11 protein-coding genes and 1 pseudogene are annotated in these 15038 nt (G+C 41.4%); 7 read left to right on the top strand and 5 right to left on the bottom strand.

Annotated features, from left to right (window positions below):
* Positions 1-7 precede the first annotated feature (7 nt).
* Genes DW205_RS16695 through hcp form a run of 4 tightly spaced genes read right to left on the bottom strand, consistent with a single transcriptional unit; the run spans position 8 to position 4139 of the window.
* On the bottom strand, positions 8-580 hold the full coding sequence (locus DW205_RS16695) for a DNA-3-methyladenine glycosylase I (RefSeq protein ID WP_005866239.1): 573 nt from the start codon (positions 578-580) through the stop codon (positions 8-10).
* A gap of 2 nt (positions 581-582) precedes the next feature.
* Positions 583-1530, bottom strand: a complete 948-nt coding sequence (locus DW205_RS16690; protein ID WP_005866241.1) for a ketopantoate reductase family protein — start codon at positions 1528-1530, stop codon at positions 583-585.
* A gap of 49 nt (positions 1531-1579) precedes the next feature.
* The gene (locus DW205_RS16685; RefSeq protein WP_005866243.1) at positions 1580-2437 is read right to left on the bottom strand and encodes a pyridoxamine kinase; all 858 of its coding nucleotides are present in this window, start codon (positions 2435-2437) and stop codon (positions 1580-1582) included.
* 55 nt (positions 2438-2492) lie between these two features.
* Positions 2493-4139, bottom strand: coding sequence for a hydroxylamine reductase (gene hcp, locus DW205_RS16680; protein WP_121963120.1), 1647 nt, complete (start codon positions 4137-4139; stop codon positions 2493-2495).
* Between the two features lie 114 nt (positions 4140-4253).
* Between hcp and DW205_RS16675 the strand changes: the two genes are divergently transcribed.
* From DW205_RS16675 to DW205_RS16645, 7 genes are all read left to right on the top strand, one after another.
* Positions 4254-4898: a Crp/Fnr family transcriptional regulator gene (locus DW205_RS16675; protein WP_005866248.1), complete on the top strand. Its 645-nt coding sequence runs from the start codon at positions 4254-4256 to the stop codon at positions 4896-4898.
* 87 nt (positions 4899-4985) lie between these two features.
* The gene (locus tag DW205_RS16670; RefSeq protein ID WP_005866250.1) at positions 4986-5945 is read left to right on the top strand and encodes a hypothetical protein; all 960 of its coding nucleotides are present in this window, start codon (positions 4986-4988) and stop codon (positions 5943-5945) included.
* Positions 5946-6182: 237 nt separating this feature from the next.
* Complete coding sequence (locus DW205_RS16665) at positions 6183-7142, top strand: hypothetical protein (RefSeq protein ID WP_005866252.1); 960 nt, start codon at positions 6183-6185, stop codon at positions 7140-7142.
* Positions 7143-7480: 338 nt separating this feature from the next.
* Positions 7481-10267 (top strand): fimbrial protein, encoded by a 2787-nt coding sequence (locus tag DW205_RS16660; RefSeq protein ID WP_005866256.1) that lies wholly within the window; start codon positions 7481-7483, stop codon positions 10265-10267.
* The gene (locus DW205_RS16655; protein WP_034530409.1) at positions 10264-12072 is read left to right on the top strand and encodes a hypothetical protein; all 1809 of its coding nucleotides are present in this window, start codon (positions 10264-10266) and stop codon (positions 12070-12072) included. The genes DW205_RS16660 and DW205_RS16655 overlap by 4 nt, the downstream gene beginning before the upstream one ends.
* A 61-nt stretch (positions 12073-12133) precedes the next feature.
* Positions 12134-13810, top strand: a complete 1677-nt coding sequence (locus tag DW205_RS16650) for an Mfa1 family fimbria major subunit (RefSeq protein ID WP_008778117.1) — start codon at positions 12134-12136, stop codon at positions 13808-13810.
* Positions 13811-13926: 116 nt separating this feature from the next.
* On the top strand, positions 13927-14907 hold the full coding sequence (locus DW205_RS16645) for a FimB/Mfa2 family fimbrial subunit (protein ID WP_005866262.1): 981 nt from the start codon (positions 13927-13929) through the stop codon (positions 14905-14907).
* 7 nt (positions 14908-14914) lie between these two features.
* On the opposite strand, the pseudogene DW205_RS22875 reads toward DW205_RS16645, so the two are convergent.
* Positions 14915-15038, bottom strand: a pseudogene (locus DW205_RS22875) (cAMP-binding protein); the annotation flags it as partial.

Genomic DNA, 15038 nt, shown 5'->3' with positions numbered 1-15038 from the left:
TTTTTTATTATCTTTTTCGGCAAACGCAGTCCACCAGATGATCGTTGATAAATCCCGAAGCCTGTAGGTGGGCGTAACAAATTGTGGCTCCGAAGAATTTGAATCCTCGTTTCTTCATATCTTTGCTCATGGCTTCGGATTCGGGAGATGATACCGGAATCTCACTCAATGACTGAAAGGTGTTGATAATCGGTTTTTGGTTAGGAAAGAATGATAGGGTGTAATTATAAAAGCTACCGAACTCTTTCTGTATGGAGAGAAACTGCCTTGCGTTTGTGATTGTCGATTTAATTTTCTGACGGTTTTTCACAATTCCCTCAAACTGCATCAACCGTTCAACATCTTCATCGGTCATTTGCGCCACTCTTTCGATATCAAAATCACAAAATGCCTTGCGATATCCCTCACGCTTCCTAAGGATAGTTATCCAACTTAACCCGGCTTGAGAACTTTCCAGCACAAGAAACTCGAACAGTGTTTTATCGTCGGTCACCAACTTCCCCCACTCTTGATCATGGTATCTCATATACAACTCGTCAGTTCCGCACCAACCACAACGCCCGTTTATTATATTTTGCATAATTATGATATTTCTGTTTTCTTCGGATAGGGATAAAAAGACAATCCGTTATACATAAATCGATAAGTAGGGACATCAACGCCGAGCTTCTCCGCTTGACGAATTACATATCCTGTCAATGTTTCCAACTCTGTTTTTTTCCCGGCGAGAAAATCACTATGCATGGAAGTCGTGGAGCCGGCCGGCATCATCTTTTGCATCTCGATGGAAGTATAGACGATGTCATCGGGTAAACGGACTCCCATAGCCTCCGCTACGCTTTTTAATTCCGTACCCAAAGCGATGAACAGGTCGATATGTTGGGCTAGTACTTCATCAATGGGCTGGTTGAAGAAACTCGTAGCCGTAGCCGCCGTAGAGATCATGAAGAATTTCTTCCAGATGCGTAGGTCTATATCCGCTGGATTAAAAGCGTTTAACCGGGCATACATAAGTAATTTAAGCAACTCGGTTTGCTTATCTTTGTTTGCATCTTTGTTGCCGAAGAAAATACGTTCTTTCAAGGAGAATTTCTCGATAACACCCGGCTCTGTCAAGCGGGAACCGATGTAAACACATCCTTTCCAGACCTCTTGTTCGGGTAGTATATTATGGATTCGTTCTTCGATATCCAATCCGTTTAGCAAGGGGATGATAACGGTCTCAGGTCCGATAACAGGCTTTAGCTGCTGGATGTTTTCTTCTAGATCGTAACTTTTTGTACAACAGAAAAGGTAGTCTACCGGCCCTATCTCGGCGGGATTATCGGTGGCTAGTGCCGGAGCCGTATGGATTGTCCGGATGCCTAGTTGCATTTGTAAACCGTTTTCACGGATAGCCTTTAGATTTTCTCCACGGGCGATAAAAAAGATATCTGCTTTTATTGTTCCTTGATAGCGGGCGGCGACCATACCTCCGTAATAACCACCCACCGCACCGATACCAGAAAACGCTATTCTTAATTTAGCCATACTATTATATTCCTTTTATTTGCAAATATGAGAAAAAAAAGGCTCTCATTTATATCAGTTTCAGTTCTTTTAGTAAATCCGGAATGGATTGTTCGAAGTTCACGCCAAAGCGATAATCCGTTTGCGCCTTGAATGTTCGAAGAATACTTTCTGTCGTGAAGCGAACGGCTATTTCCGCAGATCTCTCCAAGTTGAAATTATTTAACAAACCGGACAGTAAAGCACTTGCGAAAACATCTCCCGTACCATGATAATAACCGGGTATTTTCTCTGTTAAAACATACTCTGTCGCATTTCGTTCCATATCGAAAGTGGCGGCTCCCAGTTCTTTCTCGTCGAAATAGACACCGGTCAAGACAACTTGCTTAGGGCCTAGCTGACTTAGTTTATGTAAAATACCATCGATATAAGCTTTGGTATAGGGACCTGCTTGGTAGGGTTCGCCCAACAATAATGCGGCCTCCGTCAGGTTCGGTACGATAATGTCCGCTTTTTCACAAAGGGATCTCATTCCTTTGGCGAATTTAGGGGTGAATATCTTGTATAGTTCTCCGTTATCGCCCATGACAGGATCGACTAGAATCAGGTTATCTTCCCGCTTGAAAAGGGAGAAGAACTCTTTTACGATATCTAATTGCTCGAAAGATCCAAGAAAGCCGCTGTAGACGGCGTCGAAACGGATATCCAATTCTTTCCAATGCTTCATGAACGGACGCATATCTTCCGTCAAGTCTCTATAAGTATAGCCGAGAATACCTCCTGTGTGTGTAGAAAGTATGGCCGTAGGTAAGGCGCTTGTCTCTATTCCTGCCGCCGAGAGGATCGGGAGGGCAACTGTCAATGAACATTTGCCAAATCCCGATAGGTCATGAATGGCGGCTACTCTTTTTTGTTGTTCCTTATTCATCTTGAATCGATTAAAATGTGATAGGAAAACAAGAGCGGATCGGGAAAGGTTTATTTTACTTTCCTAGAAATAGTTCCATGTCTTCGTCCACGCTACCTATTCCGGCGATCCCGAAATTATCGACCAATACTTTGGCTACATTCGGCGACAAGAACGCTGGCAATGTCGGTCCTAAGTGAATGTTTTTTACGCCTAGGTAGAGTAGGGCGAGTAATACGATTACCGCTTTTTGCTCGTACCATGCGATATTGTATGCGATAGGTAATTCATTGACATCATCCAGCCCGAAGATCTCTTTTAACTTGAGGGCGATCATCACCAATGAGTAACTGTCATTACATTGTCCGGCATCTAATACCCGTGGAATACCTCTGATCTCCCCCACAGGCAGTTTGTTGTAACGATATTTGGCACAACCGGCGGTTAATATGACGGTATCTTTCGGTAATTTCTCGGCGAATTCGGTATAGTAGCTACGGCTCTTCATTCTTCCGTCGCAACCTGCCATGACAAAGAATTTACGTATCGCTCCTGATTTTACGGCATCGATAACCTTGTCGGCTAATTGGAATACCTGCTCATGAGCGAATCCACCGATGATCTCCCCATGTTCGATTTCCGTTGGAGGGGCGCATTTCTTTGCGTGTTCGATTAACGCAGAGAAATCCTTAGAGCCTCCGGGCTTACGATCGGCGATATGTGGGAATCCTTCGAACCCGGTAGAGCCGGTCGTATAGACCCGATCGGCATAAGTGGCGGAAGAACGGGGAGGGACAAGGCAGTTGGTCGTAAACAGGATAACTCCGTTGAATGTCTCGAAATCAGATGTTTGTTTCCACCAGGCGCTACCGTAGTTTCCTACAAAATGCTTATACTTCTTGAAAGCCGGGTAATAATGTGCAGGAAGCATCTCGCTATGTGTATAGACATCTATGCCTGTACCTTCGGTTTGTTCCAGCAAGTCTTGAATGTCTCTCAAGTCGTGCCCACTGATAAGTATACCCGGGTTCTTTCCTACGCCGATATTCACTTTCGTAATTTCCGGGTTGCCATAGGTGGAAGTATTCGCTTTATCTAATAAGGCCATGGCTTTTACTCCGTATTCGCCGCAGGTGAGTACCCATCGGGTTAAATCGGCGACGGTCAGGTCCGATTGAGTCGTTGCGACCAAGGCGTCTTGGATAAAGGCATAGAGGCTGGTATCCTCGAAGCCTAGATTGTAAGCGTGTTCCACGTAGGCAGCCATACCTTTTACCCCATAAGTGAGTAATTCTCGTAGAGAGCGGATATCCTTGTTTTCTGTGGCGAGAATACCTACTTCTTTCGATTTGACCTCCATTTCCTCTACTTTGTCCGATTTCCAAGTCAGACAATCGCAGGTTAAGGATGGATGGATTCCCTGTCGATGTAGCTCGTCGAGAAGGTTCTCCCGTAGCTGATAGGCTTCTTTGATCTTTGATACGAATCTGGATGAATCGAAATTGGCGTTTGTGATGGTCATGAAAAGTCCGTCGACGATAAACTTATTGGCCGTGGATGATTCCACGCCTCGCTTGCGTAAAGTCGTTGTTAGTTTGGAGATTCCCTTCATTAAGTACATCAGTAAATCTTGTAATCCGGCCACTTCGGCGGTCTTACCACATACACCTTTTAATATACAGCCCTTTCCTTGGGCGGTTTCTTGACATTGATAACAGAACATAGCTTTTATTTTATAAGTTTATCGCGAATGTAGGGGATAGAAGATCGTTTAACCTGTAACAGTTGTTACACTCTTTGATTATTTTCTTTATCTTTATCCGCAAAAGGAAGTTTTATGAATCTGAGTTTGTGTCCTATTTGCGGAAAATTGTCTGAGGAAGAGCAAACCGCTCTTTTCAGTTCGTTGGATTATTCGACAAGGTCGTTTAAGAAAGGTGACTGGGTGGCTCGTCAGGGAGATGCCTTATCTTCGCTTTATCTATTGAGTAAAGGACGGGTAAAGACTGAGATGATCACCGAAAGCGGGACAATTCTGGAAGTGGAGACTTTATCGGCGCCTACTCCTTTGGCCTCCGCATTTTTGTTTGCGGAAAATAATCGCTTCCCGGTAGATGTTATCGCCTTGGAGGAATGCGAGATCATTTTAATACCTAAGAATGCGGTGATGCGTTTGCTGGCGACAAACGAGCATTTTCTTCAAAGCTATATGGCTTTTAACGCCAACCGGACACAATTTCTTTCTGAACGTCTTCAATTATTATCGATTAAGACCATTAAAGGTAAACTGGCTTACTATATACTTAAACGTATTCAAGGAGATCATTATAAGCAGGATCGTAATCAAACAGAGCTTTCGGAATATTTTGGAGTGGCCCGTCCTTCATTGGCCCGTAGTTTCTCGGAAATGATAGAGGAAGGGGCTATTTCCCGGGAAGGGAAAATAGTTGATATGAATAAGCTGAAAAGCTACGTGCTTTGAAAATCCATCTACGAATGTACTTGTTCTCGAAACAACTTCCTCTCTATATATGTTACTAGAGTAGATGATTTTTCATTCGACATGGTTATGATGATAAATGAATTAAATACAGGCTTGATTGAAGCTTTAAAAGAAAAACTTCCCCCTAAGACAAATTTGGCGAATCTGTTGATGGATACCCTTTATATTGGCAGAGAAGCCATTTATAGGCGCTTACGTGGCGAGGTTCCTTTCACCTTGGAAGAGGCAGCTCTTATCTCAAGGAAATTGGGTGTGTCATTGGATAAAATAGTAGGGGTTAGTTTTAGTGCCAATGCCGTGTTCGACTTGAATGTGGTAGATCACGATGATCCTTTTAATGCTTATTTTACGATCTTGTCTAGATATGTGAAGATCTTTAGGGCCTTTCAGGATGATCCTACTACGGCTTTGGGTACCTCTTCCAATACTATTCCTCAGATCCTTTATTTGAAGCATGACCTTTTGTCAAAGTTTCGTTTATTTAAGTGGATGTATCAGAATAAGCATATCCAATGCAATCATTTTGAGAATCTGAAGATACCGGAAAAACTGGTTGATACCCAAAGAGAATTTGTATCGTTGACACAGTATATCCATTCTACGGATTATATTTGGGATAATATGATCTTCCATCATTTGGTCAATGACATTAAATATTTCTCCGATATCCATCTTATTTCCTGTGAGGATATACAACGTATCAAAGAGGAGTTATTAGTGTTGGTGGATGAATTGGAAGAACTTGCCATGAGAGGAAAGACCGAGGCTGGCAATAGTGTACGAATTTATGTATCGCATATTAACTTTGAGGCTACGTATAGTTATCTGGAAACAAGTTCTTTGCAGTTAAGTATGATACGGGTTTACTCGATAAATTCTATTACGACACAGGATTCTGAGATGTTTAATAGCTTGAAAGACTGGATTCAATCTTTAAAAAAGTTCTCTACCATGATCTCCGAGAGTGGAGAGATGCAACGTATCCAGTTTTTCAATAGACAAAGGGAGATTATAAATACGCTTTAGGGTTTGAACCTGTTTCGATAAATGAAACAACCTAGATCTTCCGATTGTGCGATTCGAAATTTATAGGTGCTTTTTTAGTTTAATTTCGTTTTCTATCTTTTTCTGTCTGTGTTTGCTTTAATTAGAAAAGGAACAATTCTCATAGGCTTGCTTTATCGTACAAAACTATCGTTTACATGTTTTACATTTGCCAAATGTATCAAGGAATATTAATAGTTGGAAATAAGGTATAAGGCAATGAAAGATAGTATTGTAAATGAATTGATAACCGCAATGAAAGATAGGTTTCCTCCCGGACAAAATCTTGCTAATTTCTTGACGGATACTTTATGTATCGGGAGAGAGGCGGTGTACCGCAGGCTTCGGGGAGAGGTCGCTTTTACGATTGATGAGGTTGCGCAAATTTCCTATAAGTTGGGGATCTCCATAGATCAGATCATAGGAAATCACTTGCATAATAGAGTGACTTTCGATATGAACTTGCTCCGGTCTGCCAATGCGATAGAAAGTTATTATGAGATTATTGATCGTTACTTACGGATATTTGACTATGTGAAAGGAGATAAGAGTACGGAGGTTTGTACGGCATCGAATGTTTTGCCTTTTACGCTTTATTCCTCTTTTGAATATCTGTCTAAGTTCCGTCTTTGCCGCTGGTTATATCATCATGGACAGATAAAGACTCCAAATTCTCTATATGGGATGGTGGTGGAAGAACGAATTATAAATGTACATAAAAAATTAAGTTATAGCGTAAAGAATTGTCCGAAAACCAGTTTTATCTGGGATATGAATATTTTTGTTTCTTTCGTGAAAGAGGTCCAATACTTTGCTTGCCTGAATTTGATATCGAAAGAGGATGTTCTGTGCTTGAAAGAGGAACTTTATCAATTACTTACTCATATGGAGGCTTTATCTATCACAGGAGAGTTCAGTGAGGGCCATAAGGTGTTTTTCTACTTATCAAGCATTGATTTTGAGGCAACCTATACTTATATAGAGAAGCTGGATTTCCAAATTAGTATGCTACGAGTTTATTCAATCAATTCTATGGACTCCCAAAGTCCGCAGATTTGTAAAATGCAACGAGATTGGATTCAGGCATTGAAACGCCATTCTATCCTAATATCCGAAAGTGGAGAGGCACAACGTATCGATTTTATAAAAAGACAGAGATCGGTTATTGATATATTATAATTATAGATAAGACGAAATATAACGGACCTAATTTCTACATAAATGAATATTATAAGGGATGTTTATTGAGCCTTTAAGCGATCTTTCGTTTAAGGGCTTTTTCGTGGATTCTTATTAATGTGATTTGTTTCGATAATCGGAACTGTTTGATAAGAGTCTTGCGTATAATAGAAAAATAGAGCCTTTTGATCTTGTTTTTCTGGAAACTGTAACGGCCTGAAAAATAATTGCATAATTAGATGTAAACTGTGATTCATATTGTCATTATTGGGTGCATATTTAGTTTATTGTGACTTTTTATATCGTGATATTTGCATTATAACATTAGAGCAATTTTTATGATAGTGGAAGAGTGTAAAATATATAAAGGTTTCGTGGCAGTCTTGTTATTGATAATCCTTTTCTCATGTACGGATGAGACAATGATTAGCGGTAATGTGGAAGGAGCCTATATTTCTATTAGGAATATAGATTCTCAAAATACGACTCATTCGGGTAGCGAAGAGGACTACGACGTGAATACGCTTCGTGTTTTGGCTTTCAATAAGACAACGGGAGCATGCATATCTAATATTCACTATAGTAAGAATCAATGGATAGAAAATATCATCCGGCATCCAATCGTAGCTGGGAATTATGATTTCGTATTTTTGGCGAATGAACCGACGGATAACGTTATAGCCAATAAACTGAACACTCTTTCACGTTATGACGATTTGAATCTTATCGCTTATCCCGCAAGCTCTTTTTCTTCGGAGAAATCGATCCCAATGATGCAGGAAATAAATAACGTAGAGGTTTTACCAAAAGGTAAAGGGGCTAAATTGAGTGATGGGACAACGGTTTCTTTATTACAACTGGCCCTTAATCGTCTGGGAGTTCGAGTAGATGTTGTTTTGGAGGCGGCAGATAATTTCGATGATATTTTTAATGGAGTTATATTTAGTGGTATCCCTAATTTGATCCCATTGACAGCTCAATATAGTGGCTCTACTATTGAGAGGAATGTAACACGTAATTTTACATTGAGAGAAGATGGTGATTATTTCTCCTCTGTTACTCCAAATATTCCCGGAATGAATTGGGCTCGGAAGATCACTCGTATTATTTTGCCCTCTAATGAGTTGGAGAGAAAGAACGATCCGGCAAATGCGGTGGTTTTTACGGTAGATATGGAGGATAGCTATAATCCCTCCTGTGAGTTGAAAATAAACTCAGAGCCGGTTGATTATAACTTACCTAAAAATACGAAGCTAGATCTTACCGGGATCATTAAACAACCCTTGGAGATGAATATACAGGCATCGGATTGGGATTCAATAGCAAATGATTGGAATATATCTGGTAATAGAGTGCTAAATGTGTCACATACGGAGGTCGATATTACCGATTTTAACGGGGCACGAATCTCTTTCTCGTCCAATATGCCGGTTGTGAGGATTTTTGATAAAGTAAAAGTGCTAAGTACAAACACTTATAAGGAAACGAATGAGGTGTTTAACGCTTTGTCGAGTCAAGAGTGGCAGCCGAACGCTGATGAGAGGATTTCGTATGATCCGAGTACTGGAGCGGGCTATATGGATATCTTACTTGATTTGCCAAACTATATTATAGGTAAGGAAACCTATGAGATTACATTGATGGCTGCGGAAGATTTCTCGGGGAAGAACGCTATTCGTAGAACGATAACCGTAAAGGTCAGTCAATATGGAAATCGTTATCCGTTTGATATTAATTCAACGAATCATCTATGGTCTAACCCTTATGTAGGGGCTTTCTATAAGGATGATGAAAGTGGAGAAAGGATAATTAGTGGGAACAAGTGGAGTTATTGGTATCAGTGGCGTGTGGAAGTTCCAACCGAATATCAGGATTTTATAGTGATAAGCTCGACACCTAGCTTTGATCCTAACGTTGGAACAGGTTCTCCGGGAGATCCGGAAGACTATCCGGTTATTCCTAATTCACAGAAAGGTGAGACAGGCAGTTTTGTACAAGGAAGAGGACGTGTTTACTTCCGGATAGGATTGAAGAGCAAGAATCCTAGAAAAGGAGTGCCTAGATATGGTGTCGTAAAGCTTTCTTATACGGAAAATGGGACGACTTACGAAACTGATTTATATGTCCGCCAAGGAGAGGCTCCTGATTATATAATGCGGAGGGGTACAAACGAGGGGCCGGATTTAGGTGTAAAATTTAGTGCGTACAATTTGACAGCTCGGTCATTCTTAAATGATGTTGATACAAAGGATGAATGGAGGCAGATAGATAAAAGCACTGATCAAGTTGATTTTGTTAAGTATCCGACTCAAGCCGGCGCTCATTTTCAATGGGGATTACCGGTAGCATATGCTTCTTTAGCACTTCGTGCGTATCACCCTACCAACGTGAATAATAAGAGTGCTACGTGGGAGTTATCGGAATGGCCGATAAGACGTATTGAGACTCCCACTTTTTGGGATGCTACGAGCGGGGATAAACTGAAAGATTATTACGAGATCTGTCCCCCGGGTTATCATCGTCCAAGCGACGGTCCCTTGGATAGGATTGTGTTGAATAGTTATACCTATAATGATGTATATAAATCCGAGATAAGAATGTCGTTATTCCGTAATCCAATGAAAGGGGATGGAAATTGGGTGACGGCTGAAAAACCGATTGATCCACAGAATAAACCGGAGAAATATATCCCTAAGATTCTGGAAGAGATCAAGTACGGATTCTATGCGGATGGTTTTTTCGACAGGCGTCCTATCGTGGAAAGAGATATGATCGATGGCATAGAAAGAGGTTCGGGGAAGGTCAGTAAGTATAAAGGAGTGTCTTTAGATACGACGGAAGCGGCTTATGGGGGTGTCTTGATATTTAATCCGGACAATAACGCCTCTATTTTCTTTCCGGCCGCAGGCCGAAGATGGCATACGGATGGTAGTTTGGAATATGCGAGTGAGACAGGGTATTATTGGTCTTCTTCAGCGGCTCCGGGGTGGACTGATACGTCAAGTGGAGAAGAGAAAGGTTCTGCTCACGGTAATATTTGGGGGATAGAGTATAATTATTTAGCGACAACTCCCAAGTCTTCGAGTCATCAATTTGGTTTTACAATTCGTTGCGTGAAAGAATGAGAATAATTAGTATACATATGATCGGTTTTTGGGCTCTGTTATCCCTATTAATGCTATCTGGCTGTGAGCATGAATTTGCTTTGTCTGAACAGGTAGGAGAGGAAGAAGTCTTTTCTGAAAAAGTACAGCTGGAGATTTTCGCCCGTGCTAATTCGTACCATCTCCCGTCAACAAAAGGACTTATGGATGAGGGTACGGTGGGTAAGAACCCATGGATGTTTGTTTTCAAAGGAGAAGGGCCTAACGCTACTTTTGTGGAAGCCGTGCAAGCCTTTGAATTAGCGGGAAAAAGATATGTGATATTGACTAAACAATCGAATGACAGTAAATATCAGTTATTGATATTGGCTAATTCACCCGATAGATTTTATTATGGGGATGCGGTTACGGAATATGGATTCGATGAAACTGGATTTTCTGCCCAATTGATGCAAGGTTTGACGACATTGGCTGATTTCTGTACGAATATGCTGACGGCTCCATTGGCGGTACCTTCGGTTTCTGTCATTCCTTATAGTGGTAACGGGCAAGTGATCCCGATGAGTTATTTACTGGAAGTAGATAAGATAGATCATACAACAAAGATCGAGAATACGGACGGAACGCCCTTGATGCTTACCCGGGCGATCGCTAAAATGGTAATTGTCAATAAGGCGACGAACTTTGAGCTAAAGGGAGTTGTGGCGGTTATGAATGTACCTAGGCAAGGACCGTTACATACGCTGGATGGTCTCATTAGGGATAATACCTCTAATTTGACTGAATACAGGAATGATGCTGCTTATTCATCCTTATTGGTTCAGGCAGATTTCATAGATGGGGGGGAGAGTACTGAGAATGATCCAGTCTATTTATATGAGTCTGATATGCGGAATAATACACACTTGATTATTCAAGGTGCGTATGGGGGACGGGATTATTTCTATAAAATGGCGATCGTCAATAAGGATGTCCAGTTAATGGATTTACAACGTAATCATTCTTATCAATTCACTATTGTTACGGCAAAAGGTCCCGGCTATGATACGGTAGAAGATGCAAAAGCCTCTAAACCTTCCAACACAGCTCTGGATTATGAGATCTCAGTTGATAATAGAGACTCATACGAAGTTGTAGCGAACAACGATTTCTTTCTGGGAGTCAGTAATTCGGTATTTATCGCCTATACGAGTGAGGGTGCCAATTTTGAGGTTTTTAAATTGATTACGGATTGCCGGACTCGTTTTCCGAATGCCTGCCGGATTAGTGATAATGGAAACGAGGTCGGCATTGGGGTACCCTTGCTGGTAAACCCATCTAATGGAGCGAGAATACCGATCGTGGATGATACGACATCAGATCCGAATATCACGGCTGTGGAAGCTCAAATATCGAATGGCTTGTTAGATCATGCGTATATCACGCTGAAATTGGGGACTCTCGAAAAGACGGTGCGTATTAGGCAAAGATATGCTATACCGGCGGCTGGAGTGACAATTAAATATATGCCGGCTGCGGATAGCAGCGATAGTTTCGATATGAACTACTATTGTCTTTCCGCATATGTGGAAGATGGGGCGGATGATCCTAAGAGCTGGATAAAGCTGCGTCCTTCCGTCGGCGCTGTACGGGAGGACACGGATAAGATCACGGTTGATGATGGGACAATTTATATTGAAGTCTTGGGGAATACAATGTCCAAACAGAGAAGTGGCATTATATACCTGACTACTATAAAAGATCCCGGTGTATCCTCGAATACTAATTCTGTACAACGTATAAAGTTAAATATTAGTCAATTATCCCAAACGGTCGTGACGGATTAAAAGATGACTAAGAGATAAAAAGTGATAAGTGTTTAGTTAGAAACAGTTTAATTGTTGTAAAATGAAAAAGAAAAGACTTTTTATGTTTGCGCTTGCGACGCTAGTGTTTGCTGCGTGTAGTGATGACCATGCTATTTCGGATGGGAATAGCGATGTAGTAACCGATCCTTCGGGCGATGCGTGGGTGGCTTTGAATATTAAGACTCCCGCCGCCGTTACCCGTGGATTGAATACCCCTAATCAAGAGAATGCGATAACAGGCGAATATGAGATTGAGGATGTTAAAGCGATTTTCTTCGATGGCGATCAAGATGCGAGTCTAGTTACAAAAGTGATAGACCTAAGTACCGGCTCCGGTGATTTGACATCTTCCGGCGCAAGCAGTAGCAGTAAGGCTTTTCAGATTCCGGCTACTTCTAAGACAATACTGATTATCGCGAATCCGGGTGCCGGTTTCTCCAGCGTCGGGGAAGGCTCTAGTTTCGTGGATGTGAACAAGGCGGTGAAGGATGAGTCGATAACAACGAGTGTCGCGAAAACAGGAACATTTTTGATGACAAACTCAAAAGGTCATCTGGAACCTTCGGATAACTCGGGAAATACGATAAACTTAACTCTTTATAAGAGCCAAGATGTCGCGGTAAAGAATCCGCTAGCGATTTATATAGATCGTGTTGTCGCTAAAGTACGTGTATATACCAGCGATGGCGCTATGGATAATAGCACGGCATCGATCTATAGCCCGAAATGGATTCTGAACGTTACTAATAAATGGTATTATCCTGTATCGAGGAGGATTAAGACTTGGAATGAAGATCCTGCCAATACTCCGGATGCTCGCGGTACTTGTGTCACTCCATTCGATAGGTATGAGATCGGTTCATACCGGGTAGACCCGAATTACAACAATACGAATATCGGTGAGTGGAACGAGGCGAATCAAGTGGCGTATACGAATAATTACAATTTTGTGTCTGCTTCGACGAACGCATCTGCCATATCTTGGAATGAGATAAGTTCAGCATCTAATCCCGTTACTGAATATTGTCTGGAGAATACACAAGAAAAAGAGTATAACAACCATGCTTATACGACCCAAGTCCTTTTACAAGCGAACTTCGCGCCGAAGAAACTGAAAAAATTAGATGGCGGTACGGTTGATGTGGGAGAGGGTGAGTCTTGGATGATCGTAAATGGCGTAAGCTATACATATGATACCTTGATGGACTGGATAGAAAATGAGTTGACAAAGAAATATAAGGATGGGAACCCTGACGGTTATCCAACCTCTATATCAACAGCCTTCAACCGGTATGTAAAATACGTGGATTCCTCCAAGGAGGTTACTATTCCAACCGGAGATGAATTTAAGCAATCCGGTCAAAGCGCAGAAACGCAGGCTGCGGCACTTAAACAGAAATTTGTAGACGCAAGGCTTGCCGTAGAGAATAAAGGGGCGGGTAGTTATGGTACGGTCTTTTATTATGATGGTGGTGTAAGTTATTACAAGATCATGATTAAACATGATGACTCGGATAAGGCGATGAATGAGTTTGGAGAGTTTGGGGTTGTGCGTAATTCCGTTTATGATATTAATATCAAGGGATTTAATAATCCGGGTTATCCTACTATTCCGGATCCGGACCCAGATACGCCAGATGAGAATGATGAGACATGGTTGTCTATCCAGATTAACGTGAACCCGTGGACTTGGTATAGCCAAGAGGAGATCTTATGATTTTAGGTTATTAGTTAGGTATCGCAGGTTAGAAAAGGGGAGTTTCCAAACAGTGTTTTTTCCTTCTGGGAACTCCCTTTAATTAGAGTAAGGATTAATTAGAAAAATAGAAAAATATGAAACAGAACCGTCTTATACGTTATACAATTTGGGGAATCCTTATTATCTGTCCGTGGATATTGACCTCTTGCGATATGTTTCATGAGGATCTTCCCGAATGTCGTTTATTTGTCAAGTTTAAGTACGACTATAATATGCTTTTTACGGATGCGTTCCATACGCAGGTGGATAAAGTGGAGCTTTATGTATTTGACAAAGACGGAAAGTTTCTGTTCAGTCAAGTAGAGGAAGGTGAAGCGTTGGCGACAGGCAATTACCAAATGGAGGTAAAGCTTCCGATAGGAGAATACCAATTTCTGGCTTGGGCCGGCGCACGTGACTCCTACGATATTTATACGCCTAGGGGAGAGAATACGATTACTGATATGAGGTTAAGGCTGAAACGTGAGGAGTCTCTTATCATCAGTAAAGAACTGGAGCCTCTTTGGTATGGTTATATCAGTGACGTTGATTTTACAGGGACCAGCCATCAGACTGAGACGATTGATCTGATAAAAGATACGAATAAGATACGGTTTGTTTTTCAAGGTTATTCCGATAGTTATATCCGGGCTACCTCCGGAGATAATTGGAATGTGAACATGAATGATTATGAATATGAGATCATCGAGTCGAATGGCCATCTGGCCTATGACAACTCGTTATTGGAGGATGATGTGTTAAGTTTCCGACCTTATTATATGGAACAAAAGTCATCATCGGCGGCAGCTGTCGAGTTGAACACGATGCGGTTGATGGAAGATCGGCCGACACGTTTTGTCGTAACGGAGAAGTCTACCGGCAAAAAGGTATTCAATATTAATTTGACAGATTTTTTAGCCTTGACTAGTATGGAGGGAAATAATATGGATGTACAAGAATATCTGGATCGCCAAGATAGATATAAGATTATCTTTTTCTTTGCTGATAATACATGGAATGCCATACAGGTAAATATAAATGGCTGGACATGGTATCTCCAGTCCGAGGGGATATGAAGAGGCTTTACACGATAAAGGTTAAAGAACTAGCTAACTTCGCCCGGATTCTACTTAAGGATTGAGCCGTGACACCTAGATAAGAAGCTATATATTTTAGGGGGACGGATTGGATGATTTCGGGCTGTTTG

Origin of the sequence: Parabacteroides sp. AM17-47 (genome assembly GCF_003434625.1) — a bacterium.
Taxonomy (GTDB): Bacteria; Bacteroidota; Bacteroidia; order Bacteroidales; family Tannerellaceae; genus Parabacteroides; species Parabacteroides distasonis.
This window is presented reverse-complemented; position numbering and strand designations above follow the sequence as displayed.